At 67.0% G+C, this 25,614-nt stretch carries 28 protein-coding genes and 1 pseudogene; 20 read left to right on the forward strand and 9 right to left on the reverse strand.

The genetic code is table 11. The annotated features are described in order from the left end of the window. Positions 1-198 precede the first annotated feature (198 nt). On the reverse strand, positions 199-1,149 hold the full coding sequence (locus BU28_RS0114820; protein ID WP_028720171.1) for a choline ABC transporter substrate-binding protein: 951 nt from the start codon (positions 1,147-1,149) through the stop codon (positions 199-201). A gap of 120 nt (positions 1,150-1,269) precedes the next feature. Between BU28_RS0114820 and betI the strand changes: the two genes are divergently transcribed. The 3 genes from betI (at position 1,270) to betA (ending at position 5,009) form a co-directional block, all read left to right on the forward strand. Next, positions 1,270-1,839 carry a choline-binding transcriptional repressor BetI gene (gene betI, locus BU28_RS0114825; protein WP_028720172.1) on the forward strand — a complete coding sequence of 190 codons (570 nt, stop codon included), beginning with the start codon at positions 1,270-1,272 and terminating at the stop codon, positions 1,837-1,839. Then, complete coding sequence (gene betB / locus BU28_RS0114830; protein WP_028720173.1) at positions 1,836-3,293, forward strand: betaine-aldehyde dehydrogenase; 1,458 nt, start codon at positions 1,836-1,838, stop codon at positions 3,291-3,293. Before betI ends, betB begins: the two co-directional genes overlap by 4 nt. Before the next feature lie 69 nt (positions 3,294-3,362). Continuing rightward, positions 3,363-5,009, forward strand: coding sequence for a choline dehydrogenase (gene betA, locus BU28_RS0114835; protein ID WP_028720174.1), 1,647 nt, complete (start codon positions 3,363-3,365; stop codon positions 5,007-5,009). Here betA and BU28_RS0114840 read toward each other — a convergent pair. Next, a complete protein-coding gene (locus BU28_RS0114840; RefSeq protein ID WP_028720175.1) occupies positions 5,006-5,536 on the reverse strand; it encodes a YceD family protein in 531 nt (176 codons plus the stop codon). The two genes, betA and BU28_RS0114840, sit on opposite strands and share 4 nt — an antisense overlap. A 114-nt stretch (positions 5,537-5,650) precedes the next feature. Here BU28_RS0114840 and BU28_RS0114845 point away from each other — a divergent pair, with 114 nt between their 5' ends. Further along, positions 5,651-6,106, forward strand: a complete 456-nt coding sequence (locus BU28_RS0114845) for an outer membrane protein assembly factor BamE (protein WP_051578226.1) — start codon at positions 5,651-5,653, stop codon at positions 6,104-6,106. Positions 6,107-6,124: 18 nt separating this feature from the next. Here BU28_RS0114845 and msrB read toward each other — a convergent pair whose 3' ends face one another. Continuing rightward, a complete protein-coding gene (gene msrB / locus BU28_RS0114850; RefSeq protein ID WP_028720177.1) occupies positions 6,125-6,511 on the reverse strand; it encodes a peptide-methionine (R)-S-oxide reductase MsrB in 387 nt (128 codons plus the stop codon). Positions 6,512-6,621: 110 nt separating this feature from the next. Here msrB and BU28_RS0114855 point away from each other — a divergent pair, with 110 nt between their 5' ends. From BU28_RS0114855 to rnd, 3 genes are all read left to right on the forward strand, one after another. After that, entirely contained in the window at positions 6,622-7,374 is a 753-nt protein-coding gene (locus BU28_RS0114855) for a GNAT family N-acetyltransferase (protein ID WP_028720178.1), read from the forward strand. Between the two features lie 43 nt (positions 7,375-7,417). Beyond that, positions 7,418-8,548, forward strand: coding sequence for a tRNA guanosine(34) transglycosylase Tgt (tgt, locus tag BU28_RS0114860; protein ID WP_028720179.1), 1,131 nt, complete (start codon positions 7,418-7,420; stop codon positions 8,546-8,548). A gap of 126 nt (positions 8,549-8,674) precedes the next feature. Beyond that, positions 8,675-9,850, forward strand: coding sequence for a ribonuclease D (gene rnd / locus BU28_RS0114865; protein WP_028720180.1), 1,176 nt, complete (start codon positions 8,675-8,677; stop codon positions 9,848-9,850). 8 nt (positions 9,851-9,858) lie between these two features. On the opposite strand, the gene BU28_RS0114870 is transcribed toward rnd, so the two are convergent. The 4 genes from BU28_RS0114870 to hisA are packed head-to-tail and all read right to left on the reverse strand — an operon-like array spanning position 9,859 to position 12,145. Beyond that, entirely contained in the window at positions 9,859-10,350 is a 492-nt protein-coding gene (locus tag BU28_RS0114870; protein ID WP_036763042.1) for an MgtC/SapB family protein, read from the reverse strand. A gap of 4 nt (positions 10,351-10,354) precedes the next feature. Then, positions 10,355-10,663, reverse strand: coding sequence for a phosphoribosyl-ATP diphosphatase (locus BU28_RS0114875; protein ID WP_028720182.1), 309 nt, complete (start codon positions 10,661-10,663; stop codon positions 10,355-10,357). Continuing rightward, positions 10,660-11,421 carry an imidazole glycerol phosphate synthase subunit HisF gene (gene hisF / locus BU28_RS0114880; RefSeq protein WP_028720183.1) on the reverse strand — a complete coding sequence of 254 codons (762 nt, stop codon included), beginning with the start codon at positions 11,419-11,421 and terminating at the stop codon, positions 10,660-10,662. The genes BU28_RS0114875 and hisF overlap by 4 nt, the downstream gene beginning before the upstream one ends. Before the next feature lie 4 nt (positions 11,422-11,425). Next, positions 11,426-12,145 (reverse strand): 1-(5-phosphoribosyl)-5-[(5-phosphoribosylamino)methylideneamino]imidazole-4-carboxamide isomerase, encoded by a 720-nt coding sequence (gene hisA, locus BU28_RS0114885; RefSeq protein WP_028720184.1) that lies wholly within the window; start codon positions 12,143-12,145, stop codon positions 11,426-11,428. Between the two features lie 209 nt (positions 12,146-12,354). Here hisA and BU28_RS23195 point away from each other — a divergent pair, with 209 nt between their 5' ends. Beyond that, positions 12,355-12,669: a DUF2147 domain-containing protein gene (locus BU28_RS23195; RefSeq protein WP_233145034.1), complete on the forward strand. Its 315-nt coding sequence runs from the start codon at positions 12,355-12,357 to the stop codon at positions 12,667-12,669. Between the two features lie 67 nt (positions 12,670-12,736). On the opposite strand, the gene hisH is transcribed toward BU28_RS23195, so the two are convergent. Then, positions 12,737-13,366, reverse strand: a complete 630-nt coding sequence (gene hisH / locus BU28_RS0114895; protein ID WP_028720185.1) for an imidazole glycerol phosphate synthase subunit HisH — start codon at positions 13,364-13,366, stop codon at positions 12,737-12,739. After that, positions 13,366-13,953, reverse strand: coding sequence for an imidazoleglycerol-phosphate dehydratase HisB (gene hisB, locus BU28_RS0114900; RefSeq protein WP_028720186.1), 588 nt, complete (start codon positions 13,951-13,953; stop codon positions 13,366-13,368). The genes hisH and hisB overlap by 1 nt, the downstream gene beginning before the upstream one ends. A gap of 198 nt (positions 13,954-14,151) precedes the next feature. On the opposite strand from hisB, the gene BU28_RS0114905 reads away from it, so the two are divergent. The 12 genes and pseudogenes from BU28_RS0114905 to BU28_RS0114950 all read left to right on the forward strand — a co-directional run. After that, entirely contained in the window at positions 14,152-14,796 is a 645-nt protein-coding gene (locus BU28_RS0114905) for a hypothetical protein (RefSeq protein ID WP_028720187.1), read from the forward strand. 3 nt (positions 14,797-14,799) lie between these two features. After that, positions 14,800-15,162, forward strand: coding sequence for a cell division protein ZapA (locus tag BU28_RS0114910; RefSeq protein WP_028720188.1), 363 nt, complete (start codon positions 14,800-14,802; stop codon positions 15,160-15,162). A gap of 360 nt (positions 15,163-15,522) precedes the next feature. Further along, entirely contained in the window at positions 15,523-16,665 is a 1,143-nt protein-coding gene (locus BU28_RS0114915; RefSeq protein ID WP_028720189.1) for a sulfate ABC transporter substrate-binding protein, read from the forward strand. A 3-nt stretch (positions 16,666-16,668) separates the two neighbouring features. Then, positions 16,669-17,508: a sulfate ABC transporter permease subunit CysT gene (cysT, locus tag BU28_RS0114920; RefSeq protein WP_028720190.1), complete on the forward strand. Its 840-nt coding sequence runs from the start codon at positions 16,669-16,671 to the stop codon at positions 17,506-17,508. Next, positions 17,501-18,400, forward strand: coding sequence for a sulfate ABC transporter permease subunit CysW (cysW, locus tag BU28_RS0114925; RefSeq protein WP_080620864.1), 900 nt, complete (start codon positions 17,501-17,503; stop codon positions 18,398-18,400). The genes cysT and cysW overlap by 8 nt, the downstream gene beginning before the upstream one ends. Before the next feature lie 14 nt (positions 18,401-18,414). After that, the gene (locus BU28_RS23200; RefSeq protein ID WP_051578227.1) at positions 18,415-19,134 is read left to right on the forward strand and encodes a sulfate/molybdate ABC transporter ATP-binding protein; all 720 of its coding nucleotides are present in this window, start codon (positions 18,415-18,417) and stop codon (positions 19,132-19,134) included. Between the two features lie 86 nt (positions 19,135-19,220). Next, the gene (locus tag BU28_RS0114935) at positions 19,221-19,790 is read left to right on the forward strand and encodes a hypothetical protein (protein WP_028720192.1); all 570 of its coding nucleotides are present in this window, start codon (positions 19,221-19,223) and stop codon (positions 19,788-19,790) included. 66 nt (positions 19,791-19,856) lie between these two features. Then, positions 19,857-20,378: a TIGR00645 family protein gene (locus BU28_RS0114940; protein ID WP_028720193.1), complete on the forward strand. Its 522-nt coding sequence runs from the start codon at positions 19,857-19,859 to the stop codon at positions 20,376-20,378. A gap of 181 nt (positions 20,379-20,559) precedes the next feature. Further along, the gene (gene carB, locus BU28_RS0114945; protein ID WP_028720194.1) at positions 20,560-23,892 is read left to right on the forward strand and encodes a carbamoyl-phosphate synthase large subunit; all 3,333 of its coding nucleotides are present in this window, start codon (positions 20,560-20,562) and stop codon (positions 23,890-23,892) included. Positions 23,893-23,934: 42 nt separating this feature from the next. Beyond that, positions 23,935-24,258 carry an AAA family ATPase gene (locus BU28_RS26805; protein WP_081791402.1) on the forward strand — a complete coding sequence of 108 codons (324 nt, stop codon included), beginning with the start codon at positions 23,935-23,937 and terminating at the stop codon, positions 24,256-24,258. 38 nt (positions 24,259-24,296) lie between these two features. Then, a complete protein-coding gene (locus BU28_RS24765) occupies positions 24,297-25,223 on the forward strand; it encodes an AAA family ATPase (protein WP_155992547.1) in 927 nt (308 codons plus the stop codon). A gap of 130 nt (positions 25,224-25,353) precedes the next feature. Next, a pseudogene (locus BU28_RS0114950) lies at positions 25,354-25,614 on the forward strand (IS110 family transposase); the annotation flags it as partial.

Raw genomic sequence — 25,614 nt, forward strand, 5'->3', positions numbered from 1 at the left:
CGTCCTTTGCTACCGTTCTGACGGGCGGCCCGGGCCCGGTTTGCTCATGTTGGCCGAAGTCGTCGTTCTTTCGTGGTCAAATATCCCGGGGGGCACCGCGTCCGCCCCGCCAAGGGACGGACGCGGTGTGGGGGGCAGAGCCCCCCGATCCGGCGCCGGACCATCCGCGGCGGGCTGGCCGGGACAGGCACGCGCGGCTCAATCGGCCAGGGCCTTGTCCAGGGCCGCGATCGCGTCGCCGCCGTCGAAGGTCGTCACCCCCGCCAGCCAGGGCTTGGCGGCGTCGGGATTGGCCTGCAGCCATTCCCTGGCGGCCGAGGGGCCGTCCATCCCGTCGTTCAGGATCTTGCCCATGACCTCGTTTTCCATCGGCAGGGTGAACTCGAGGTTCGACAGGAACTTGCCGACATTGGGGCATTCCTGCGCATAACCCGCACGGATATTGGTATCAACCCGCGCGCCGCCGAAATCGGGGCCGAACACGTCGTCGCCGCCCGCCAGATAGGTCATCTTGAACTGGGTGTTCATCGGATGCGGCTCCCAGCCCAGGAACACCACCGGCTTGCCCGCGCCATCGGCACGCGCGACCTGGGCCAGCATGCCCTGTTCGCTGCTTTCCACGATCTCGAAGGTGCCAAGGTCGAACTTGTTGTCGGCGACCATCTCCAGCAGCAGGCGGTTGCCGTCGTTGCCGGGCTCGATGCCATAGATCTTGCCGTCCAGATCGGCCTTGTGCGCGGCGATCTTGCCGAAGTCGTCGATGCCCAGCTTGGCGCCGGCCTCATTGGTGGCCAGCGTGTATTTCGCGCCGGTCAGGTTGGTGCGCAGCACCTCGACCGTGCCGGAATCGCGATAGGGTTTCAGGTCGTTTTCCTGACTGGGCATCCAGTTGCCCAGAAACACGTCCACGTCGTTCTTGGCCATGGCGGTGTAGGTCACCGGCAGCGACAGGATCTTGGTCTCGGTGTTGTAGCCCAGGGCCTGCAGCACCGTCGAGGCCAGCGCCGTGGTCGAGGTGATGTCCGTCCAGCCCACGTCCGAGAACACGACATCGCGGCAGGCGGCGGGCTCGGCGGCCTGGGCGGCCGCGCTGCTCAACCCGATGGCAAGACCTGCGGCAACAAGGGCGGCGGTGCGGCAAGATGTCATATTGTTCTCCCAGGTTTGTTGTCGGTTGTGCCAATTAAGGCTTTCGTTGATTGACGAGTCAATCAAAAGATGGTCAGCTTCGGTTTTCCCGCAGCGGTTCATACGGAACGGTGTCCTTATATGCCCAAGCTTGGCGCAGAGCCTATCCGAAAGGCGGCCTTAATCAACGCAACGATCGCGACCGTGGGCCGCAAGGGCTCGCTTGACGTGACCGTGGCGCAGATCGCGCGCGAGGCGGGCATGTCCACGGCGCTGGCGCATCACTACTTCGGCTCGAAAGAGCGGATCTTTCTGGCCGCGATGCGCCATATCCTGACGCAGTATCGCGACACCGCCTCGGTCGCGCTGAAGGGGGCGGAGGCGCCGCGCGACCGGCTGTTCGCCGTCGTCCGCGCCAGCTTCGGGGCCGAGAACTTTGCCCGCGAGACCATCGCGGCCTGGCTGAACTTCTATGCCCTGGCCCTGGTCGAGCCCGAGGCGGGGCGCCTGCTGCGCGTCTATCACCGCCGGCTGCGGTCGAACCTGATGGTGGCGCTTCGCCCGCTGGTCGGTGCCGAGGCCGCCGGCATCGCCCGGACCCTGGGCGCGCTGATCGACGGGGTCTACCTGCGCGCCGCCCTGTCCGATGACATCGGCGCCCACGCGGCCGAAACCCTGATTCTTGATTATCTTGGGAAAGTCCTGCCATGAGCCTGATCGCCCGGCCCCAGGCCCAGCCTGCCGCCAGCCTTTACCTGAACGGTGCCCTTGTCGAGGGCCAAGGCCCGGCGCTGCCGGTCCATTACCCCTTTACCGGCGAGGTGATCGCCACCCTGCACGAGGCGAGCCCCGACCAGGTGGCCGAGGCGACCGCCGCCGCCGCCGCCGCCCAGCCCGCCTGGGCTGCCCTGCGCCCGGTCGAGCGCGGCCGGGTGCTGATCCGCGCGGCCGCGATCATCCGCGAGCGGGCCGAGGAACTGGCGGTGCTGGAAACCATGGACACCGGCAAGCCGATCCAGGAAACCCGGGTTGCCGACTGGCCCTCGGGCGCCGATGCGCTGGAGTTCTTCGGCGGGCTCGCGCCCACCGTGACCGGGCAGACGATCCCGCTGGGCGGCGATTTCGTCTATACCATCCGCGAGGCGCTGGGGGTCTGCGCCGGCATCGGCGCCTGGAACTATCCAAGCCAGATCGCCTGCTGGAAGGCGGCGCCGGCTCTGGCCATGGGCAATGCCATGGTCTTCAAGCCCAGCGAGGAAACGCCGCTGGGCGCGCTGAAGCTGGCCGAGATCCTGACCGAGGCTGGGCTGCCGCCGGGCATCTTCAACGTCGTGCAGGGGCGCGGCACGGTCGGCGCGGCGCTGGTGACGGACCCGCGCGTCGCCAAGGTGTCGCTGACCGGCTCGGTCGCGACCGGGCAAAGGGTCTATGCCGCGGCGGCCGAGGGGATGCGCCATGTCACCATGGAACTGGGCGGCAAGTCGCCGCTGATCGTCTTTGACGACGCCAGCCTCGAGGACGCGGTGGGCGCGGCGATCCTGGCGAATTTCTATTCCTCGGGCCAGGTCTGCTCGAACGGCACGCGGGTCTTTGTGCAGCAGGGCATCCTGCCCGCCTTCCTCGAGCGGCTGTCGGCCCGGCTGGAGGCGGTGAAGATCGGCGATCCGCTGGACGAGGCGACCCAGCACGGCCCCATCGTCAGCCCGGCCCAGGCCGAAAAGATCCGCGCCGCCATCGCCCGGGGCGAGGCCGAGGGCGCGCGGCTGGTCTGCGGCGGCCCGGGCGAGGGACCCTTCGTGCCGCCCACGGTCTTTGCCGACGCGACCGACGCCATGGAGATCGTGCGCGAGGAGATCTTTGGCCCCGTGATGTCGGTCCTGGCGTTTGCCGACGAGGCCGAGGCGGTCGGGCGCGCCAATGCCTCGCCCTACGGGCTGGCGGCCGGGGTGTTCACCCGGGATCTGGCGCGCGGGCATCGCGTGGCGGCGGCGCTGCAGGCCGGGACGACCTGGATCAACGCCTATAACCTGACCCCGGTCGAGGCGCCCTTCGGCGGGGTCAAGCTGTCGGGCATCGGGCGCGAGAACTCGGCCGCCGCCATCGAGCATTATTCGCAGCTGAAATCGGTCTATGTCGGCATGGGTGGCGTCGATGCGCCCTATTGAGCGGCGCCGCGCGAGCGGCATCGCCGGCGTGGGTATTTGGACAACAAGGAAGCCGGGCGGAGGATGGGCATGACGCCGGATTATGTGATCGTGGGTGCCGGTTCGGCCGGTTGCGCGCTGGCTTACCGGCTGGTGATGGCCGGCAAGCGCGTCGATATCATCGAATACGGCGGCTCGGACGTGGGGCCCTTCATCCAGATGCCGGCGGCGCTGAGCTATCCGATGAACATGCGCCGCTATGACTGGGGGTTTTCCTCGGAACCCGAGGCGCATCTGGGCGGGCGGCGGCTGGTGACGCCGCGCGGCAAGGTGCTGGGCGGGTCGTCCTCGATCAACGGCATGGTCTTCGTGCGCGGCCATGCCCGGGACTTCGATTTCTGGGCGGAAAGCGGCGCGGACGGCTGGGGCTATGCCGATGTGCTGCCCTATTTCAAGCGCATGGAGACCTCGCATGGCGCGGTCAGCGATTACCGCGGCACCGAAGGGCCGCTGCACGTCACCCGGGGGTCGCGCAAGAACCCGCTGTTCAACGCCTTCATCCGCGCCGGGCGCGAGGCGGGCTATCCCACGACCGAGGATTACAACGGGGCCCGGCAGGAGGGCTTCGGCGCCATGGAGGCGACGATCTGGGAGGGCCGCCGCTGGTCGGCCGCCAATGCCTATCTGCGCCCGGCGCAGGAAACCGGCCTGCTGCGGCTGCGGCGCGGCCTGGCGCAGCGGGTGGTGTTCGAGGACGGGCGCGCGGTCGGCGTCGAGGTCAGGAACACGCGCGGCGTCAACGTGTTCCGCGCGAAGCACGAGGTGATCCTGTCGGCCAGTTCGATCAACACGCCGAAGCTTCTGATGCTGTCGGGGATCGGGCCGGCGGACCACCTGCGCGCGCATGGCATCGAGGTCCGGGCGGACCGGCAAGGTGTCGGCGCGAACCTGCAGGACCACCTGGAAATCTACATGCAGTATACGGCGACCAAGCCGATCACGCTGTACAAGCACTGGAACCTGTGGGGCAAGGGGTCGATCGGAGCGCAGTGGATGGCGACGGGGACGGGGCTTGGCGCCTCGAACCAGTTCGAAAGCTGCGGCTTCATCCGGTCGCGCGCGGGGGTGGAATATCCCGACATCCAGTATCATTTCCTGCCGCTGGCGGTGCGCTACGACGGCAAGGCCGCGGCCGAGGGGCATGGCTTCCAGGTCCATGTCGGGCCGATGCGGTCGAAGTCGCGCGGGACGGTGCGGCTGCGGTCGACCGACCCGCGCGAGGCGCCCGAGATCCGCTTCAACTACATGTCCCATCCCGACGACTGGACCGAGTTCCGCGCCTGCGTGCGGCTGACGCGCGAGATCTTTCAGCAGCCCGCCTTCGCCGACTACAAGGGCCACGAGATCCAGCCGGGCGACGCGGTGCAAAGCGACGACCAGATCGACGCCTTCATCCGCGAGCATGCCGAATCGGCGTTCCATCCCTGCGGCACCTGCCGGATCGGGCGGGCCGACGACCCGATGGCCGTGGTGGACCCGGACCTGCGGGTGATCGGAGTCGAGGGGCTGCGCATTGCCGACAGCTCGATCTTTCCGCGCATCACCAACGGCAACCTGAACGCCCCCTCGATCATGACGGGCGAGAAGGCGGCCGATCATGTGCTGGGGCAAGGCCTGCTGCCGGCGCTGAACCTGGGCCCGGAACTGAGCCCGGCCTGGGCCGAAAGCCAGCGCTAGCCGTCGCGCTTTTTCATCAGCTCGGCCAGGTCGGCGAAGGGCTTGCGGGTCTCTTCCTCGGGGGTGGCGGGGGTGGGGTCGAGGCTGGCGCCCTCGGCCCTGGGATAAAGCGGCAGGGCCAGGGTCAGGGCCTCGACCATCATCGCCTCGATGTCGATGAAGGCGCCCAAGGGCTCCAGCTCGTCATCGCCCATCTCGACCTCGTCGCCCTGCGGGGCTGCGGCGTGGGGCGAGAAGACGCGGTGGACCTCTTCGATCAGCGCGGTCGAAACCGGGGCCAGGCTGACCACGCAGGGCTGGACCACCTTGGCCGAAAGCTGGGCCGTCACCTCCCATGCGTCGCTGGGCGCGGGGCGGATTTCGCCGGCAAACCGCAGCGCGGACAGGGCCGACAGCCCCAGTTCGTCCGCGATGGCCGCGCGGGCCTGCGCGTCGGGCGCCAGCGCGAAGGCCGTGGGCTGGCGGGGGTTGAGCTGCGCGACCCGGTAACGGGACTGCGCGCGCGGCTGGGGATGGGGCGTGGTCATGGCGGCTTGCCTTTCCGGGGATTTTCCCCGCTATTGGGACATTCTTGAGCGCGGGGCACGAGTTTGCTAAGTCGGTCCCGCGACGTCAACAGCCGCGCAGGGGACAGGTGCACGATGAAGATTTCCCGCCGTCAGATCATGGCTTTCACGCTGGTTCTGCCCGCGGCCCTGGCCGGCTGCCAGGCCACCTATCGCAACCATGGCTATGTTCCGCCCGACGACCAGCTGGCCCAGGTGGTCGTGGGCCAGACCAAGCAGGCGGATCTGGAGGGGCTGATCGGGCGTCCTTCGGCGCAGGGTCTGCTGACCGGATCGGCCTGGTATTACGTCGGCTCGCGCTGGCAGTTCTATGGCCTCCGCGAACCGCGCGAGATCGACAGGCAGGTCGTGGCGATCAGCTTCGATCCCTCGGGCACCGTGACCAATGTCGAGCGGTTCGGGCTTGAGCGGGGCCGCGTCGTCGTTCTGTCGCGCCGCGTGACGGACACCGGCGTCGCCAGCCTGGGCCTGGCGCGCCAGCTTATGGGCAACGTGGGCCGGGTCGACGCCGCCGATATCCTGGCCGACTGAGCCGGCACGCCGCGCCGATCAGTCTGGCACGAAGCGCAGCGCCACGCCGTTGATGCAGTAGCGCAGCCCGGTCGGCGGCGGGCCGTCGGGGAAGACATGGCCCAGGTGGGCGTCGCAGCGGTGGCAGCGCACCTCGGTGCGGATCATGCCGTGGCTGGTGTCGCGGTGTTCGTCGATGGCGCCGCCGGGCTTGGAAAAGCTGGGCCAACCGCAATGGCTTTCGAACTTGGCATCGCCGTCGAACAGGCGCGCGCCGCAACAGACGCATTCGTAATGTCCAGGCACCGCCGGAAAGCCCGGATGGGAAAACGGCCGCTCGGTCCCGGCCTGGCGGGTCACGCGATAGGTCTCGGGGTCCAGCTCGGCCCGCCACTCGGCATCGGATTTCGTCACTCGATCGGTCATCTTTGGCCTTCATTCCCGTTGCGCTGCTGTTACAAGATAGGTGCAGGGAGGACTGGAACAAGACGGCAGCCCCTGCGCCGCCGTCTTCCCGAGGAATGGGCAGGGGTGCCATGATGGCATTGCGCAAGGGTCGCTACGAAGCCGCAACCGCCACCTCGGCCGACGAGATCGCCGAGGCGCAGCGCCTGCGGTGGCTGTGTTTCGTGGGTCGGGGCCGGGACGGGCCGCCCGACGCGCGCGACGCCGACGATTACGACGGCCGCTGCACGCATGTGCTGATTCGCGACATGGCCTCGGGGCGGCTGGTCGCCTGCTTTCGCATGCTGACCCTGTCCGGCGGGGCCGAGATCGGCGACAGCTATTCGGCGCGCTACTACAACCTGTCGCGGCTGCACGATTTCACTGGTCGCATGGTCGAGATCGGGCGCTTCTGCATCCATCCCGAATGGCACGACCCCGACATCCTGCGGCTGGCCTGGGGGGCGCTGGCGCAGCATGTGGACCGGCAGGGGGTCGAGATGCTGTTCGGCTGCTCCAGCTTCATGGGCACCGACACCCATGGCTACGAGGACGCCTTCGCCATGCTGCGCGAACGCCACCTGGCGCCCAAGCGCTGGCTGCCGCGCGTCAAGGCGCCCAAGGTGTTCCGCTTTGCCCGCGCGCTGAAACTGCGCAAGCCCGATCCCCGCGCCGCCATGGCCGAGATGCCGCCCCTGTTGCGGTCCTATCTGGCGATGGGCGGCTGGGTCAGCGACCATGCGGTGGTCGACAGCCAGATGGATACGCTGCATGTCTTCACCGGGCTCGAGATCAGCGCCATTCCCCCCGGACGGGCAAGACTGTTGCGCGCCGCCGGGGCATAGGCCGGCTTTGCATCCCGCTGCGGAACCGCCTATGTGCGGCGGCATGAGCGAGAGATTCCAGTTCCACGTCCAGGCCACCGACGGCCGCGCCCGCACCGGCGTGATCCAGACCCCTCGGGGCGAGATCCGCACCCCCGCCTTCATGCCCGTGGGCACCGCCGCCACGGTCAAGGCCATGCTGCCGGAATCGGTGCGCGCCACCGGGGCCGACATCCTTTTGGGCAACACCTATCACCTGATGCTGCGCCCCGGGGCCGAACGCATCGCGCGCCTGGGCGGCCTGCACCGCTTCATGAACTGGGATCGGCCGATCCTGACCGATTCGGGCGGGTTCCAGGTCATGTCGCTGTCCAGCCTGCGCAAGCTGACCGAAGAGGGCGTGACCTTTTCCAGCCATGTGGACGGGTCGCGCCATCACCTTTCGCCCGAAACCAGCATGGAAATCCAGCGCCTGCTGGGCAGCGACATCGTCATGGCCTTCGACGAATGTCCGGCCCTGCCCGCGACCGACGAGGCGGTGGCCAAGTCCATGCGCATGTCGATGCGCTGGGCCCAGCGGTCGCGCGACGCCTTCGGCGACCGGCCGGGGCACGCGCTGTTCGGCATCATGCAGGGCGGCGTCACCCGCGAGCTGCGCCAGGAAAGCGCCGAGGCGCTGAAATCCATCGGCTTCGACGGCTACGCCATCGGCGGGCTGGCGGTCGGCGAGGGGCAAGAGGCGATGTTCGGCGTGCTCGACTATGCGCCCGGTTTCCTGCCCGAAGACAAGCCGCGCTACCTGATGGGCGTGGGCAAGCCCGACGACATCGTCGGCGCCGTGCTGCGCGGCGTCGACATGATGGATTGCGTGCTGCCCTCGCGTTCCGGGCGCACGGGGCAGGCCTGGACCCGGCGCGGACAGGTCAACATCAAGAACGCGCGCCATGCCGACGATCCGCGGCCGCTGGACGAACATTGCAGCTGCCCGGCCTGTACCGGCTATTCCCGCGCCTATCTGCACCATGTCTTCCGCTCGGGCGAGATGATCTCGGGCATGCTGCTGACCTGGCACAACCTGCATTACTTCCAGGAGCTGATGGCGGGCCTGCGCGGGGCCATTGCGGCGGGCGAACTGGCGGGCTTCGTCGCCGGCTTCGAGGCAATGCGAGCACAGGGCGACATAGAACCGCTGTGACGCTGGGTACAGCGCCTTGATTTTTCGCGTCCTCTGTCTCATGGCCGAAGGACGAGATTCGGCGGATGCCCCGCCCGTGCCCGAAAGAACCAGATGCCCACTGCCAGCCAACCGCGTCCCGAAGACATCCAGACCATCACGACCACGGCCGAACTGGCCGCATTCTGCGACCTGGCCAAGGCGCAACCCTATGTCACGCTCGACACCGAATTCCTGCGCGAACGGACCTATTATTCCAAGCTGTGCCTGATCCAGGCCGCGCTACCCCCCGCATCCGGCGCCAAGGCCGAAGGCGGGCGCGCCGTGCTGATCGACCCGATCGTCGGCACCGACCTGTCGCTGGAACCGCTCTACGACCTTTTCCGCCACAAGGCCACGGTCAAGGTGTTCCACGCCGCCCGCCAGGATCTTGAGATCTTCTATCACGACGCGGGCGTCCTGCCCGATCCGCTGTTCGACACCCAGATCGCCGCCATGGTCTGCGGCTTCGGCGAACAGGTCGGATACGAGACGCTGGTGAAAAAGATCGCGCGCCAGCCGCTCGACAAGTCCTCGCGCTTCACCGACTGGTCGCACCGGCCGCTGTCGGACGCGCAGGCGGCCTATGCGCTGGCCGACGTGACGCATCTGCGCGCCATCTACGAATTCCTGGAAGGCCAGTTGCAAAAGACCGGCCGCGCCCCCTGGCTTCAGGAAGAGGTCGCGGTCCTGCTGAACCCCGAAACCTACATCACCCGCCCCGAAGAGGCGTGGGAACGGGTGCGCACCCGCTCGGGGTCGCCGCGGTTCCTGGCGGTGGTGCGCGAACTGGCGCGGTTCCGCGAAACCTATGCGCAGGAACGCGACATTCCCCGTTCGCGCGTGTTCAAGGACGACGCGCTGGTGGAGCTCGCCTCGACCAAGCCCCTGACCGAGGCTGACCTGGCCAAGTCGCGCCTGCTGCTGCGCGACGCGCGCCGGGGCGACATCGCGAACGGCATCCTCGCCGCCGTCAAGGCCGGGCTCGAGGCCAAGGACCTGCCCCGTCCCGCGCCCGAGGAACCTGGCCGGCCCGGCAATGCCGCGCTGGCCGACCTGCTGCGCGTGCTGCTGAAGGCCAAGTCCGACGAGACGGGCGTCGCGCCGCGCCTGATCGCCTCGGCGGCCGAACTGGACGCCATCGCATCGGGCGCGCGCGACCTGCCGGCTCTGACCGGCTGGCGGGCCGAGGTCTTTGGCCACGACGCGCTGCGGCTGGCCTCGGGGGAAATCGCGCTGTCGGCCGTGGGCGGCGCGGTACGGGTGGTGCCGGTCGGGGGCTGAGCGCCCCGCTAGTCGTCCCGTGCGTCGCGCAGCACCGGCGTCACCAGCAGCCGGATCAGCACCAGCACCACCATCGCCATGCCGGTGGCCATGATGCCCAGCAGCAGGTCGCCCGTGCCGCAGCACAGCCCGATGGCGCCGCACAGCCACATCGAGGCGCCCGTGGTGATGCCGCGCACGCTGCCCTTGTTGATGACGATGGACCCCGCGGCCAGAAAGGCCACGCCCGCGGTCACCGCCTCGATCAGGCGCAGGGGGTCGGTGCGCTGCTGGTCCTCGTTGACATGGCTGAAGTCGACCAGCTCCATGGCGACCAGCGTGAACACGGCCGCCGCCAGCGAAATCAGCATATGCGTGCGCAGCCCGGCGGCCCGGGCCTTGATCTCGCGTTCCCAGCCGATGATGCCGCCCAGCAGCACCGCCATGCTCAGCCGCAGGGCGACGATGGGCAGGGGCAGGGTGATGGGGCGGGAAAACTCCTCGGCCAGGGCTTGCAGCATCGTATCACTTTCGTGACGCTTTTTCGTCAATGCCCGAACGCCCCTCGCGGCGGTCCAGTTCACTCTCGACATCGGCCAGCGTCACGCCGCGCGCGGCCAGCATCACCAGCAGGTGGTACAGCACGTCCGCCGCCTCGGCGACCAGCTTGTCGCGGTCCCCCCTGACGGCCTCGATGATGGCCTCGACGGCCTCCTCGCCGAATTTCTCGGCGCATTTCTCGGGGCCCTTCGACAAGAGCTTGGCGGTCCAGCTGGTGTCGGGGTCGGCATCCCTGCGCGTGACGATGGTTTCGGCCAGACGGTGAATGCTCATGTCAGCCTCATCGGGATGCCCGCGGCGGCCATGTGCTCCTTGGCCTCGCGCACGGTGAAGGTGCCGAAGTGAAAGATGGATGCCGCCAGCACGGCGCTGGCATGGCCCAGTGTCACGCCCTCGGCCAGGTGGTCCAGAGTCCCGACCCCACCCGAGGCGATGACCGGCACATTGACCGCATCGGCCACGGCGCGGGTCAGGGGAATGTTGAAGCCGGCCTTGGTGCCGTCGCGGTCCATGCTGGTCAGCAGGATCTCGCCCGCGCCCTTGGCCGCAACGGTGCGGGCGAATTCCACGGCGTCGATGCCGGTGGGCTTGCGGCCGCCATGGGTAAAGATCTCCCATTTGCCGGGGGCAACGGTCTTGGCGTCGATGGCGCAGACGATACACTGGCTGCCGAAACGGTCGGCGGCCTCGGCGATGACGTCCGGATTCGCCACGGCGGCCGAGTTGAAGCTGACCTTGTCGGCGCCGGCCAGCAGCAGGGCGCGCACGTCCTGGTGGCTGCGCACGCCCCCGCCCACCGTCAGCGGCACGAAACAGGCCTCGGCCGTGCGCGTGACCAGGTCGAACATGGTGCCGCGGTTCTCATGCGTGGCGTGGATGTCCAGAAAGCAGATCTCGTCCGCGCCGGCCGCGTCATAGGCGCGCGCCGCCTCGACCGGATCGCCCGCGTCGCGCAGGTCCACGAAATTCACGCCCTTGACCACGCGGCCGTCGGCCACGTCTAGGCAGGGGATCACCCGGATCTTCAGCATGCCGTCACCCCTTCAGCGCGCGCAGCGCCTCGGACAGATTGATCGCCCCATCATAAAGCGCCCGGCCCGAGATCGCACCCGCAATCGCCCGCGTCTCGCGCAGGGCCAGCAGGTCCTGCATCGAACTGACCCCGCCCGAGGCGATGACCGGGATCGTCACCGCCCGGGCCAGCGCCTCGGTCGCGGCGATGTTGGGGCCTTGCATGGCGCCGTCGCGGTCGATGTCGGTGTAGATGATCGCGGCGACGCCCGCGTCCTCGAACTGGCGCGCCAGGTCGACGGCCATCACGTCCGTCTCCTCGGCCCAGCCGCGCGTCGCGACGCGGCCCCCGCGCGCGTCGATGCCGACCGCGATCTTGCCGGGAAAGGCCAGCGCCGCCTCGCGCACCAGCGACGGGTTCTCGACCGCGACCGTGCCCAGGATCACCCGCGACAGCCCGCGCTCCAGCCAGCCCTCGATGGTCGCCATGTCGCGGATGCCGCCGCCCAGCTGGGCGGGCACGGTGACGGCGGCCAGGATCGCCCCGACCGCCTCGGCATTGACCGGATGGCCGGCGAATGCGCCGTTCAGGTCGACCAGATGCAGCCATTCCGCGCCCGCGTCCTGGAACGCCCGCGCCTGCGCTGCGGGGTCGTCGCCAAAGACGGTCGCCGCCTCCATGTCGCCGCGCAGCAGCCGCACGCAGTTGCCGTCCTTGAGGTCGATGGCGGGGTACAGGATCATCGTCTTACTCCTCGTGTCTGCGGCCCCTTTGCCACAGCCCGGCCCGATCCGAAAGGGGCGGGGCCCTCACGCCACGTCAGGCTTGATCGCGGCCCCGTGCGCCCGCCATCCTCGGCGGCAGGGAAGCGGAGGAATCACATGAAATCACTGGCAATGGCCGCCCTGCTGGCGCTGGCCGCCGGCGCCGCGGGCGCGCAGGGATCTCGGGCATCTTCCAGACCCAGGCCAATGACGAAGGCAATTTCGGCACCGTCCAGTTCTATGATTGCGGCGGCCGCTACTGCGGCAAGCTGCTGAAAAGCTACGACAGGGCAGGCAAGGAGATCGCCTCGCCCCACGCCGGCAAGAACATCGTCGCGAACATGACCGACGACGGCGGCGGCAGCTTTTCGGGCGGCACGATCTGGGACCCGGGCGCGAACAAGACCTACAAGTCCAAGATGACGCTCGAGGGCAAGGTGCTCAAGGTCTCGGGCTGCATCTCGGTGTTTTGCCGCACCCAGACCTGGAAGCGGCTCAAGTAGCATTCACCGTTTTCCAAATACCCTCCGGGGGTCCGGGGGCGGAAAGCCCCCGGCGCCAGGGCAAGACTCAGGGGCGCCAGCGCAGGAAATTGCCGATGATGCGCAGGCCGACGGCCTGCGACTTCTCGGGGTGGAACTGGCAGCCCACGATATTGCCCCGGCCGACCACCGCCGTCACCGGCCCGCCGTAATCGGCGGTCGCCAGCAGGTCGGCGGGATCCGTCACCCGGAACTGCCAGCTGTGGACGAAATAGGCGTGATCGCCCGTTGCCACGCCCTCCAGCACCGGGTGGGGGCGCAGAATGGCCAGGTCGTTCCAGCCCATGTGCGGCACCTTCAGCCCCGGCGCGTCGATCGCCTCGATCTCGCCGCCGATCCAGCCCAGGCCCGGAGTGTCGCGGTATTCGTGCCCGACCTCGGCCAGCATCTGCATGCCGACGCAGATCCCCATGAAGGGCACGGCGCGGGCCGCGACCGCCGCCTGCAGCGCCTCGACCATGCCCGGCACGGCGTCCAGCGCCGCGCGGCAGGCCGGAAAGGCGCCGTCGCCGGGCAGCACCACCCGGTCGGCCCGGGCCACGACATCGGGGTCCGAGGTCACCACCACCTCGGCCCCGGTCTCGCGCCCCATCAGGGCAAAGGCCTTCTCCGCCGAATGCAGGTTGCCGCTGTCGTAATCGACCAGCGCCACCCGCATCACAGCGCCCCCTTGGTCGAGGGCAGCACGCCCGCCATGCGCGGGTCGGGCTCGACCGCCTCGCGCAGCGCGCGGGCCACGGCCTTGAAGGCGGCTTCGGCGATGTGATGGGCGTTCAGCCCGTGGATGCGGTCCACATGCAGCGTGATCCCGCCATGCGTGGACAGCGCCTGAAAGAACTCGCGCACCAGTTCGGTGTCGAAGCTGCCGATCTTTTCGCGCGGGAACTCCACGTTCCAGACCAGATAGGGCCGCCCCGACAGGTCGAGCGCCGCCGCGACCTGCGCATCGTCCATCGCCAGGTGAAAGCGGCCATAGCGGCGGATGCCGGTCTTGTCGCCCAGGGCGCGCACCAGCGCCTGGCCCAGCGCGATGCCGGTGTCCTCGACCGTGTGGTGGTCGTCGATGTGCAGGTCGCCCTTGGCCCGCACCGTCAGGTCGATCAGCGAATGGCGCGACAGCTGGTCCAGCATGTGGTCGAAGAAGCCGACGCCGGTCTGGTTGTCGTACCGCCCGGTCCCGTCAAGGTTCACCGTGACCTCGATCCGGGTCTCGGCCGTCTCGCGGGTGATGGATGCGCTGCGCATGTCGCGTCTCTCCGTGGTTCTGGCCCTGGTTCTGGCTCGGGCGCCTTATACGCGGGGCGGGGCGGGGTGAAAAGCCGCGGCAGGGGCCCGCTGCAGGCAGGCCATTGCGGCTGCCATGCCAGCACGTCCTTGTCATATGGCCGCTGCGATGCCAGAAAAGTTCATGACCTGGACGACGACCGAAAGGAACCCTGGCCGATGAACGCCGACCTGACCGCCAGCGAGAAACGGCTGATCGCCGCGCTTGACCGCATCGACCAGTTCATTGACCGGGCGGGCGCGGCCCGTCAGGCTCCCCCCGATGCCGCCGCCGACGCCGCTGCGGCCGAGGCCGAGGAGGAGGCCCAGCGCCTGGCCACGGAACTGGCCGCGCTGCGCGACAGCCACGCCGCCGCCCTGGCCGAGCTCGAGGCGCGGCTGGCCGCGTCCGAGGACGCGCTGTCCCACGCCAACGACCGCCTTGCCGCCGCCGGCGAGGAGGCCGCGCGCCTCGCCATGGCCAACGAGGCCCTGGCCGAGGCGAACCGCAGGCTGATCGGCCCCCCGGGCCCCGAGCCCGACGAGATCCGCCGCGCGCTCGAGGCCGAGGTGGACGCCCTGCGCCAGGCGCGCGCCGCCGAGATCGGCCAGATCGGGGATATCGTGGACACCCTGGACCGGATGATCGGCGACCAGGGCGGGGCGGATGACCAGCCCGGCGCCGAGGCCGATCCGCTTGGCCCCGCCGATACGGGCCCCGCTGTGATCGAAACGCCGGTGACCATGTCGCCCGCCTCGACCGCGCAGGTCGGGCAGGGCGGCGACGCGCAGATGGCGGACGAAACGGATCAGGAAAGGGGCTGAACCATGGCCGAAGTCGATTTCTCGATCGGGCACAAATCCTATACGCTCAGCTGCCAGGAGGGCGAGGAGCGGCTGCTCAAGCGCGCCGCCTCGCTGCTGGACGCCGAGGCGCGGGTGATCCTGGAACAGACCGGGCGGATGCCCGAACAGCGGCTGCTGCTGCTGGCGGGGCTGATGCTGGCCGACCGCACCTCGGCGCTTGAGGATCGGCTGGCCTCGACCGAACGGGAACTGGCCCGCGTCAAGGCCAATCCGCCGCGCGTCGAGGTGCCGGTGCTGCCGCCGTCCCTGTCCGAGGCGCTGGCCGAGCTTGCCGCCCGCGCCGAAGCCCTGGCCCAGAAGGCCGAGGACAAGCTGGCCGGCTAGGCCAGCCGCCGTCCCCCTGGCGCGAGACGCCGGCTGTCCCGGCCGCGCCCCGGCCTGGTGCCCCGGGGCGCCAGGCATTTTTCCTTACCCGTATGCGTGCGGGCCGGTCCGCAGGCCTGCCGCTCCTACCCGGCCGGGCGCGGCGGCCTTCCCCGAAAAACACGCCTGAAAGCCGCGATTCGAGCCTTTCCTGGGCCGGGAAATGGCGCGCTTTTCTTGAAATTTTCCTATCAACTATTTGAAATTTAGCAATAATAAAAACGATGGTTGAAAGCGTCTTTTTTCTTGAAATTAACGACAAAGACTGTCGTTATTACGGACATGAAGACAGCCGCACAGGCCGTTACAGGGGAAGGCATCATGATCCGCACCATCCGCGTCACCGACAGCCAGCTGGCCCATGGCCGCGTCGTTCGCCGTCATCTGGATGGCCGCATGACGGTCGTCGACGGGACCAAGCGCATGACCGGCTATCCGCTTCGCCCCAGCCTTCTGGACCGCTGCCTTGGCATGGGCGCCCGGCTGCTGGCCGTGGCCGTGACCGTCGGCGGGCTTGGCCTGGCGGCCGGGCAGGCGCAGGCCGACAACAGCCTGCTGAACGTCAGCTACGACCCGACCCGCGAACTTTACCGCGACGTGAACGAAGCCTTCACCAAGGCGTGGGAGGCCCAGGGCCACAAGGCCCCGGTGGTCGAAACCTCGCACGGCGGCTCGGGCGCGCAGGCCCGCGCGGTGATCGACGGGCTCAAGGCGCAGGTGGTGACGCTGGCGCTTGCCTCGGACATCGACAAGATCGCCGAAAAGGGCCTGCTGCCCGAGGACTGGCAGGCGCGCCTGCCGCACAACTCGTCGCCCTATACCTCGACCATCGTGTTCCTGGTGCGCGAGGGCAATCCCAAGGGCATCAAGGACTGGGGCGATCTGGTCAAGGAGGGCGTCGAGGTCATCACCCCGAACCCCAAGACCTCGGGCGGGGCGCGCTGGAACTATCTGGCCGCCTGGGCCTGGGCGCAAAAGAACGGCCAGGATCCCAAGGAGTTCGTCCACACCCTGTTCCAGCACGTTCCGGTGCTTGACTCGGGCGCGCGCGGCTCGACCACGACCTTCACCCAGCGCGAGATCGGCGACGTGCTGCTGGCCTGGGAAAACGAGGCCTATCTGGCCCTGAACGAACTGGGCGAGGATCGGTTCGACATCGTGGTGCCCTCGGTCTCGATCCTGGCCGAGCCGCCGGTTGCCGTGGTGGACAAGAACATCGTCGACGACGAACAGAAGACCCTGGCCGGCGCCTATCTGAACTTCCTCTATTCGCCCGAGGGTCAGGCGCTGGCCTTCAAGCACTACTACCGCGCCTGGGACACCAGCGCCGCCAACCCCGAGGACGTGGCCCGGTTCCCGAAACTGGACCTGGTGACCATCGCCGACTTCGGCGGCTGGAAGAAGGCCCAGCCCGAGCACTTCGGCGACGGCGGCACCTTCGACCAGATCTATACGGGGATGTGATCCATGGGTCTTGCGCTGCAAACGCAAAGGTCCCCCATGCCAGGCTTCGGGCTTGGCATGGGCATCACCCTGACCATGCTGTCGCTGATCGTCATCCTGCCGGTCGGCGCATTGCTGGCCAAGGGGGTCAGCTATGGCCCTGCGGGGGTCTGGGACACGGTGAACACGCCGCGCGTCTGGGCGGCGCTCTACCTGTCCTTCCGGCTGGCCTTCCTGGCCGCGCTGTTCAACCTGGTCTTCGGCACGCTGCTGGCCTGGGTGCTGGCGCGCTATGAATTCCCCGGCCGGCGGCTGGTCGATGCCATCGTGGACCTGCCCTTCGCCCTGCCGACGGCGGTGGCGGGGATCGCGCTGACCGCGCTTTACGCCCCGAACGGCGTGCTGGGCGGCATCGCGAAATCGCTGGGCTTCAAGATCGCCTATACCGAATGGGGCATCCTGATCGCGCTGATCTTCGTCGGCCTGCCCTTTGTCACCCGCACCGTCCAGCCCGTCATCGCCGAGATCGAGACCGAGGTCGAGGAGGCCAGCGCCACGCTGGGCGCGGGCCGCTTCTATACCCTGCGCCGGGTGATCCTGCCCGCGCTCGCGCCCGCCGCGCTGACCGGCTTTGCGCTGTCGCTCGCGCGCGCGGTCGGCGAATACGGCTCGGTCATCTTCATCGCCGGCAACCTGCCCATGAAGACCGAGATCGCGCCCCTGCTGATCGTCATCAAGCTCGAGGAATTCGACTATGACGGCGCGGCGGCCATCGGCATCGCCATGCTGCTGATCGCCTTCTCGATGCTGCTCGTCATCAACCTGATCCAGATCTGGAGCCGCAGGAGAATCGGCCATGTTTGACAGCACCCTGCAGGAACCCCTGCTGAGCCCGGCCGAACGCCCCGCAAAGGCCTGGCGCCCGGTGACCGACGAAAGCCCGGCCGTGCGCCGCGTCCTGATCGGCGTCGCGCTGCTGGGGCTGGCGGTGCTGGTCCTGGGCCCCCTGGCCGTGGTCTTTGCCGAGGCGCTGGCCAAGGGCGCGGGGGCGGCCATCGCCTCGCTCGCGCAGCCCGACGCGCGCTCGGCCATCCAGCTGACGCTGCTGGTGGCTGCGATCGCGGTGCCGGTCAACGCCGTCTTCGGCATCGCGGCGGCCTGGACCATCACCAAGTTCGACTTTCGCGGCAAGGCGTTCCTCATCACCCTGATCGACCTGCCGTTCTCGGTCTCGCCGGTGGTGGCGGGGCTGGCGCTGGTGCTCTTGTTCGGCACCAACAGCCTGGTCGGCGGCTGGCTGGTCGCGCAGGGCTTTCCGATCATCTTCGCGCTTCCGGGGATCGTGCTCGCCTCGATCTTCGTGACCTTCCCCTTCGTCGCCCGCGAACTGATCCCGGTGATGATCGAGCAGGGCCGGTCCGAGGAAGAGGCCGCGCTGACGCTGGGCGCCTCGGGCTGGCGAGTGTTCCGCACGGTGACGCTGCCCAACATCAAATGGGCGCTGCTTTACGGCGTCCTGCTGTGCAACGCCCGCGCCATGGGCGAATTCGGCGCCGTCGCAGTCGTTTCGGGCAAGATCCGCGGCCAGACCGCCACCATGCCGATCACCATCGAGATGATGTACAACGAATACCTTTCTGTCGCGGCCTTCAGCCTGGCGGCGGTGCTGGCGGCTCTGGCGCTGCTGACGCTTGCGCTGAAATCCATGCTGGAATGGCGCCACGCCGACCAGCTTGCCGCAACCCGCCGTCACTGAGTTCCGAGGTTCCCATGCATATCGAGATCGACGAAATCGCCAAGTCCTTCGGCCAGACCACGGCGCTGCACCCGGTCAGCCTGGCCATCCCCTCGGGGGCGCTGGTGGCGCTGCTGGGGCCCTCGGGCTCGGGCAAGACGACGCTGCTGCGCATCCTGGGCGGGCTGGAATTCCCGACCTCGGGCCGGGTGCTGTTCGACGGCCAGGACGCCACCGGGCTGACCGTGCAGGACCGCCGCGCCGGCTTCGTGTTCCAAAGCTATGCGCTGTTCAAGCACATGACGGTGTTCGAAAACATCGCCTATGGCCTGCGCGCGCGCCCCCGCGCCACCCGCCCGCCCGAGGCCGAGATCCAGCGCCGCGTCCTGAAGCTTCTGGATCTGATCCAGCTGCCCCAGATCGCCACGCGCTTTCCCAGCCAGCTTTCGGGCGGCCAGCGCCAGCGCGTCGCCCTGGCCCGCGCCTTGGCGATCGAGCCGCGCATGCTGCTGCTGGACGAACCCTTCGGCGCGCTCGACGCCCGGGTCCGCAAGGAACTGCGCCAGGGCCTGCGTGAGATCCACGACACCACCGGCCTGACCACGGTTTTCGTGACCCACGACCAGGACGAGGCGATGGAACTGGCCGACCTGGTGGTGGTGATGTCCATGGGCCGGATCGAGCAGGTCGGCCGCCCGCAGGACATCCGGGCCCGGCCCGCGACGCCCTTCGTGCGCGAATTCATCGAGGCTTGAGGGACCGGGTCTGCGCGCCTTGGCCTTGACCCCGCGCCCCGCCCCGGTCCAGGCTGGCGGGTGCGCGCGGCGGCTGCGGGGACGGCATGGAGGCTTACGGGCATCTGAAGGTTCTGATCAGCCTGATCCTGGGGCTGTCCATCACCCGTGTGCTTTCAGGCCTGTCCCGGCGCATCCAATCCCCTGACCGAACCGAAGCCATGTATGCCCAGATCGTCTGGGCTTTGGTCCTGCTGCTTGGCGCGGTGCATTTCTGGTGGTGGGAGTTCAACCTGCGCCTGATCGCCAACTGGCATTTCGGCATCTATGTCTTTGTCCTGGCCTATACGGCGCTGTTCTTCCTGATGGCGACGCTGATCTATCCCGACAACATTTCGGACCATGTGGAAACCGAACGGTTCTTTCTGCGCCGACGTCGCCTGTTCTTTGGGCTTTTCGCGCTGTCCTTCGTCTTTGACATGGGCGACACCTGGATGAAGGGGGCCGATCACTGGGCCTCGCTTGGGCGCGAATACCCGTGGCGGATGGTGCTGGGCATCGCCATCGGTCTGACGGCCATGCGTAGCACGCGCGCCCGGACGCTGATGTGGCTGGGCCTGGGCTGGCTGGCCTATGACCTGTTCTGGATCCTGCGGCGCTATGACGTGCTGAATTGACGGCAGGGGTTTTCGCTGCGGCGCGGCATGTCTAGATCGGGCCTGTCTGATGCAACAGGAGAACGCATGGAACGCCTGATCGAACGCAGCCTTTTCGCCAGCCGCTGGATGATGGCGCCGATGTATATCGGCCTTGCGCTGTCGCTCTTGATCCTCTTGTGGGTCTTCGGGCTGGAGCTGTGGCACCTGATCCAGATCCTGCCGGTGATGACCGTCAACGACGCGGTGCTGGGGGTGCTGGCGCTGATCGACCTGAGCCTGGCCGCCAACCTTCTGCTGATCGTGATCTTTTCGGGATACGAGAATTTCGTCAGCCGCATGGACCTGCACGACCACGAGGACCGGCCGAACTGGCAGGGCGAGGTCGACTTCTCGGGGCTGAAGCTCAAGCTCGTGGCCTCGATCGTCGCGATTTCCGGCATCCACCTGCTGAAGGTGTTCATGGATGTCGGCAAATATGCCCCCGAGCACATCCGCTGGATGGTGGTGATCCACCTGGTCTTCGTCGTCTCGGGCGTGCTGCTGGCGGCGATGGACTGGATCTCGAACCACGGCAAGAGCCTGAAGAAGAAGCCCGCCCAGGGCTGAGGGGGCGGCCCCGGCGGCCCCGTCGCATGGGTATTTGAAAAACGGTGAAGGGCAGGGCGCGGCGCATCGCGGCGGCGTGCCGGCTTTTTTGCCGGACGGGGGGCCCGCGCACCCTTGCGACTTTGCCCGCCATGGCTATAACCCCGGTCGATTTACCCGCCGCCAGCCCGAGGACGCCGCCATGCCGAAAAGAACCGATATCAAATCCATCCTGATCATCGGTGCCGGGCCCATCGTCATCGGCCAGGCCTGCGAATTCGACTATTCCGGCGCCCAGGCCTGCAAGGCGCTGCGCGAGGAAGGCTACCGGGTCATCCTGGTGAACTCGAACCCGGCGACGATCATGACCGATCCGGAGATGGCCGACGCCACCTACATCGAGCCGATCACCCCCGAGGTGGTCGAGAAGATCATCGCCAAGGAGCGTCCCGACGCGCTGCTGCCCACGATGGGCGGGCAGACCGGCCTGAACACCGCCTTGGCGCTGGCCGATGCGGGCGTCCTGAACCGCTACGGGGTCGAGCTGATCGGGGCGCAGCGCGCCGCCATCGAGATGGCCGAGGACCGCAAGCTGTTCCGCGAGGCGATGGACCGGATCGGGCTGGAAAACCCGCGCGCGACCATCGTGGCGGCGCCGAAGCTGGCGAGCGGCAAGTATGACATCAATGCCGGCATTGCGCAGGCGCTGGCGGACCTTGAGGAAATCGGCCTGCCCGCGATCATTCGCCCCGCCTTCACCCTGGGCGGGACGGGCGGCGGCGTCGCCTATAACCGCGACGACTACGAACGTATCGTGCGCTCGGGGCTGGAGGCCTCGCCGGTGGCGCAGGTGCTGGTGGACGAGAGCCTGCTGGGCTGGAAGGAATACGAGATGGAGGTGGTGCGCGACCGCGCCGACAACGCCATCATCGTCTGCTCGATCGAGAACGTCGATCCGATGGGCGTCCATACCGGGGATTCCATCACCGTCGCCCCGGCCCTGACCCTGACCGACCGCGAATACCAGCGCATGCGGAACGGCTCCATTGCCGTGCTGCGCGAGATCGGCGTCGAAACCGGCGGTTCGAACGTGCAATGGGCGATCAACCCCAAGGACGGCCGCATGGTCGTGATCGAGATGAACCCGCGCGTGTCGCGGTCCTCGGCGCTGGCGTCCAAGGCGACCGGCTTTCCGATTGCGAAGATCGCGGCGAAGCTCGCGGTGGGCTATACGCTGGACGAGCTGGACAACGACATCACCCGCGTCACGCCGGCCAGCTTCGAGCCTTCGATCGACTATGTGGTGACCAAGATCCCGCGCTTCGCCTTCGAGAAGTTCCCCGGCTCCAAGCCCGAACTGACCACGGCGATGAAGTCGGTGGGCGAGGTCATGGCCATCGGCCGCAGCTTCCATGAATCGCTGCAAAAGGCGCTGGCCTCGATGGAGAACGGGCTGACCGGGCTTGACGACATCGAGATCCCCGGCGCCCCGGACAAGGCCGCCATCGTCAAGGCGATCAGCGCCCAGACCCCCGACCGCCTGCGCCTGATCGCCCAGGCCATGCGCCACGGGCTGACCGACGACGAAATCCAGCACGCGACCAGCTTCGACCCCTGGTTCCTGTCGCGCCTGCGCGAGATCGTGGACGCGGAAAACGCCGTGCGCGACGCGGGCCTGCCCGCCGATCTGGAGGGTCTGCGCCGGCTCAAGATGATGGGCTTTACCGATGCCCGCCTGGCGGCCTTGACCGGCCAGCCCGAGGCGCAGGTCCGCAAGGCCCGCCGCGCCCACGACCTGCACCCGGTCTTCAAGCGCATCGACACCTGCGCCGCCGAGTTCGAGGCCCAGACCCCCTACATGTATTCGACCTACGAAGCCCCGGCGATGGGCGACGTGGAAAACGAGGCCCGCCCCAGCGACCGCAAGAAGGTCGTCATCCTGGGCGGCGGCCCGAACCGTATCGGCCAGGGCATCGAGTTCGACTATTGCTGCTGCCACGCCTGTTTCGCGCTGACCAAGGCCGGGTATGAGACCATCATGGTCAACTGCAACCCGGAAACCGTCTCGACCGACTACGACACCAGCGACCGGCTCTATTTCGAACCGCTGACGCTGGAGCACGTCTTGGAAATCCTGCGCACCGAGCAGGAGAACGGCACCCTTCACGGCGTCATCGTCCAGTTCGGCGGCCAGACGCCCCTGAAACTGGCCAACGCGCTCGAGGAGGAGGGCATCCCGATCCTCGGCACCACCCCCGACGCCATCGACCTGGCCGAGGACCGCGAGCGCTTCCAGAAGCTCCTGAACGACCTCGGCCTCAAGCAGCCGATCAACGGCATCGCCCGCTCGGGCGAGGAAGCCATCGCCATCGCCCAGCGCATCGGCTTCCCGCTGGTCATCCGCCCGTCCTACGTCCTTGGCGGCCGCGCGATGGAGATCGTGCGCGACATGGACCAGCTCAACCGCTACATCCGCGAGGCGGTGCAGGTCTCGGGCGACAGCCCCGTGCTGCTCGACAGCTACCTCTCGGGCGCGATCGAGGTCGACGTGGACGCCCTCAGCGACGGCCAGACCGTCCATGTCGCGGGCATCATGGAGCATATCGAGGAGGCGGGCGTCCACTCGGGCGACAGCGCCTGTTCGCTGCCGCCGCACACGCTCGACCCCGCCACCATCGCCGAACTGAAACGCCAGACCGAGGCGATGGCCCGCGCGCTGAACGTCGTCGGCCTGATGAACGTGCAGTTCGCGCTCAAGGACGGCGCGATCTATGTCCTCGAGGTCAACCCCCGCGCCTCGCGCACCGTGCCCTTCGTCGCCAAGGCCACCGACAGCGCCATTGCGTCCATCGCCGCGCGCCTGATGGCGGGCGAGCCGATGGCGAACTTCCCCGCCCGCGCGCCTTACCCCGAGAACGCCGGCCCCGAGGATCCGCTGCCCTTCGCCGACCCGCTGACGCTGGCCGATCCGCTGACCCCCTGGTTTTCCGTCAAGGAGGCCGTGCTGCCCTTCGCCCGCTTCCCCGGCGTCGACACGCTCTTGGGCCCCGAGATGCGCTCGACCGGCGAGGTGATGGGCTGGGACCGCAGCTTTGCCCGCGCCTTCCTCAAGGCGCAGATGGGGGCGGGGACGCACCTGCCGGACACCGGGCTGGTCTTCGTCTCGGTCCGCGACGCCGACAAGACCGAGGCGCTGGCCCAGGCCGCCCGCGACCTGACCGAGATGGGCTTCACCCTGCTCGCGACCTCGGGCACCGCCGCCTTCCTGCGCGAGGCGGGGGTTCAGGCCGAGCTGGTCAACAAGGTCTACGAAGGCCGCCCGAACATCGTCGACCGCCTGAAGAACGGCGAAATCGTGATGGTCCTGAACACCACCGAAGGCGCCCAGGCCATCGCCGACTCCCGCGACATCCGCGCCGTCGCGCTGAACGACAAGATCCCGTACTATACCACGGCGGCGGGGAGCATTGCTGCGGTTGCGGCGATCCGGTCGCGCGGGGAAGGCGAGGTTGGGGTGCGGGCGTTGCAGGTTTGAGTTTGTTATCACCATGTCCGAAATGGTCAGGGAACATAGCGCATGATCCGATCTCTGAGAATACAAGACTTTAAGTCCATCCGAGATGTGCAAGTTGATTTGGGGCGCGTTAACTTATTCATTGGCGGAAATGGAACTGGAAAGTCGAACGTTCTTGAGGCTATCGGTATTATCTCGGCGGCTCTGAATCGCGGGCTGTCTGACTCTGAGTTGCAGCGCAAAGGCGTACGGTTAACGCCAGCCTCTCTTATGAAGAGCGCCTTCTTGGATCGCAATCTCCCTAGGCAGCTTCAATTAACTGCGTTGTTGGATAAAGGTATAGAGTATACATGTCGGCTAACGTCATCTGAAAAGGTTCCACACTAAGTTTTCAGCACGAAAAATGTACACGATCGAACTTGTCAGTGTTTGGTCGTAGTCCGAATGGCGCTTCGGTTAATAGGCAGAAGGTAGATAAATCTAGTTTAGATAAGTATCGCGGATTTTGGGATCAAATTAATCCTATTGCGGAGGTCGATGAGGATATTCGTGCAGAGTTATCTAAAGTAGAGGCCTACGCTATATATAGTCCACAAACCGAATTTCTCCGCGGAAGGCGTGTGGTTCCTCACGATACTCCGCCGATTGGTCTTCATGGTGAGGGTTTACCTGATGCTGTTCGGGGTCTTGTGCGGAATGCAAAAAAATTGAGGGGTAAAGCACTCGAGGCATCCGACGATCTCTCGATGGCTGCGGAGTTTGACATAGTAGAGCGGAGTCTGAATTTAACCTTTGCTCCTGGTTGGGCCAAGCTCGTTAGTGCTGGAAAAATTAAAGAAACCCTGACCTCGCGAGATGTTGCTACATCAAGCTACGACACCGTATACTTTGTTGATAAATTTATGAAAAGCAGCCGAAACGCTCTTTCAGCTTATGATAGCAGTGAAGGCTCTCTCTTTCTTCTCTTTGCTGCAATTTTGGTTGGCCATCCCGATAGCCCTCAGATTTTCGCCTTTGATAATGTCGATAGCGCGCTAAATCCTAAATTAACTAGAGCATTACTGGAGCATCTGATATACTGCACAAATGCAGTGCAGAATAATCATTTGGATAGGGGTCCCGAGCAGGTATTTTTGACCACGCATAACCCTACTTCTTTAGATGCGTTTGATATATTTGATGATAATCATCGAATTTTTGTTGTGAAGAGGTCTGTAAAAGGTTCTACGCTAGTGGAGAGGTTGGCTCCTCCGCCAGGTATGACGCGGCAGGAATGGGTTATAGCAAGTTCTGGTCGGGAGCTTTCTCAGCTTTGGATTGGTGGAGAAATTGATGGAGCCCTCGGAATTTAATGGATATTGGTGTTGTTTGCGAAGGGCCAACTGACTTTGTGGCTGTAAAGGGCGTTGATGATGTGACCGCCCCCCCGACGGCTTCGCTGTGCCAGGGTGGGTCTGGGACGATCCACAGAGGGGAGAGGTCATGTCGGAGATTACCACGATCGGGCTCGATCTTGCGAAGCATGTGTTTCAGCTTCACGGGGCCGACGCTTCTGGGCGAGCGGTGCTGCGCAAGAAGCTTCGGCGGGACCAGGTGCTGGCGTTCTTCAGCCAGCTACCATCCTGCGTCGTCGTGATGGAGGCGTGCGGTGGCGCCCATTTCTGGGGTCGTGAGATCGGGAAGCTGGGCCATGAGGTGCGGCTCATCCCGCCGGCCTATGTGAAGCCCTTTGTGAAGCGCCAG

Origin of the sequence: Paracoccus yeei ATCC BAA-599 (assembly GCF_000622145.1) — a bacterium.
Lineage (GTDB): Bacteria > Pseudomonadota > Alphaproteobacteria > Rhodobacterales > Rhodobacteraceae > Paracoccus > Paracoccus yeei.

Excerpts from the sequence above, each read along its gene's own strand:
- BU28_RS0114820 (WP_028720171.1), bottom strand. The coding sequence starts at position 1,149 with ATGACATCTTGCCGCACCGCCGCCCTTGTTGCCGCAGGTCTTGCCATC.
- betI (WP_028720172.1), top strand. The coding sequence starts at position 1,270 with ATGCCCAAGCTTGGCGCAGAGCCTATCCGAAAGGCGGCCTTAATCAAC.
- betB (WP_028720173.1), top strand. The coding sequence starts at position 1,836 with ATGAGCCTGATCGCCCGGCCCCAGGCCCAGCCTGCCGCCAGCCTTTAC.
- betA (WP_028720174.1), top strand. The coding sequence starts at position 3,363 with ATGACGCCGGATTATGTGATCGTGGGTGCCGGTTCGGCCGGTTGCGCG.
- BU28_RS0114840 (WP_028720175.1), bottom strand. The coding sequence starts at position 5,536 with ATGACCACGCCCCATCCCCAGCCGCGCGCGCAGTCCCGTTACCGGGTC.
- BU28_RS0114845 (WP_051578226.1), top strand. The coding sequence starts at position 5,651 with ATGAAGATTTCCCGCCGTCAGATCATGGCTTTCACGCTGGTTCTGCCC.
- msrB (WP_028720177.1), bottom strand. The coding sequence starts at position 6,511 with ATGACCGATCGAGTGACGAAATCCGATGCCGAGTGGCGGGCCGAGCTG.
- BU28_RS0114855 (WP_028720178.1), top strand. The coding sequence starts at position 6,622 with ATGATGGCATTGCGCAAGGGTCGCTACGAAGCCGCAACCGCCACCTCG.
- tgt (WP_028720179.1), top strand. The coding sequence starts at position 7,418 with ATGAGCGAGAGATTCCAGTTCCACGTCCAGGCCACCGACGGCCGCGCC.
- BU28_RS0114870 (WP_036763042.1), bottom strand. The coding sequence starts at position 10,350 with ATGCTGCAAGCCCTGGCCGAGGAGTTTTCCCGCCCCATCACCCTGCCC.
- BU28_RS0114875 (WP_028720182.1), bottom strand. The coding sequence starts at position 10,663 with ATGAGCATTCACCGTCTGGCCGAAACCATCGTCACGCGCAGGGATGCC.
- hisF (WP_028720183.1), bottom strand. The coding sequence starts at position 11,421 with ATGCTGAAGATCCGGGTGATCCCCTGCCTAGACGTGGCCGACGGCCGC.
- hisA (WP_028720184.1), bottom strand. The coding sequence starts at position 12,145 with ATGATCCTGTACCCCGCCATCGACCTCAAGGACGGCAACTGCGTGCGG.
- hisH (WP_028720185.1), bottom strand. The coding sequence starts at position 13,366 with ATGCGGGTGGCGCTGGTCGATTACGACAGCGGCAACCTGCATTCGGCG.
- hisB (WP_028720186.1), bottom strand. The coding sequence starts at position 13,953 with ATGCGCAGCGCATCCATCACCCGCGAGACGGCCGAGACCCGGATCGAG.
- BU28_RS0114905 (WP_028720187.1), top strand. The coding sequence starts at position 14,152 with ATGAACGCCGACCTGACCGCCAGCGAGAAACGGCTGATCGCCGCGCTT.
- BU28_RS0114910 (WP_028720188.1), top strand. The coding sequence starts at position 14,800 with ATGGCCGAAGTCGATTTCTCGATCGGGCACAAATCCTATACGCTCAGC.
- BU28_RS0114915 (WP_028720189.1), top strand. The coding sequence starts at position 15,523 with ATGATCCGCACCATCCGCGTCACCGACAGCCAGCTGGCCCATGGCCGC.
- cysT (WP_028720190.1), top strand. The coding sequence starts at position 16,669 with ATGGGTCTTGCGCTGCAAACGCAAAGGTCCCCCATGCCAGGCTTCGGG.
- cysW (WP_080620864.1), top strand. The coding sequence starts at position 17,501 with ATGTTTGACAGCACCCTGCAGGAACCCCTGCTGAGCCCGGCCGAACGC.
- BU28_RS23200 (WP_051578227.1), top strand. The coding sequence starts at position 18,415 with ATGCATATCGAGATCGACGAAATCGCCAAGTCCTTCGGCCAGACCACG.
- BU28_RS0114935 (WP_028720192.1), top strand. The coding sequence starts at position 19,221 with ATGGAGGCTTACGGGCATCTGAAGGTTCTGATCAGCCTGATCCTGGGG.
- BU28_RS0114940 (WP_028720193.1), top strand. The coding sequence starts at position 19,857 with ATGGAACGCCTGATCGAACGCAGCCTTTTCGCCAGCCGCTGGATGATG.
- carB (WP_028720194.1), top strand. The coding sequence starts at position 20,560 with ATGCCGAAAAGAACCGATATCAAATCCATCCTGATCATCGGTGCCGGG.
- BU28_RS26805 (WP_081791402.1), top strand. The coding sequence starts at position 23,935 with ATGATCCGATCTCTGAGAATACAAGACTTTAAGTCCATCCGAGATGTG.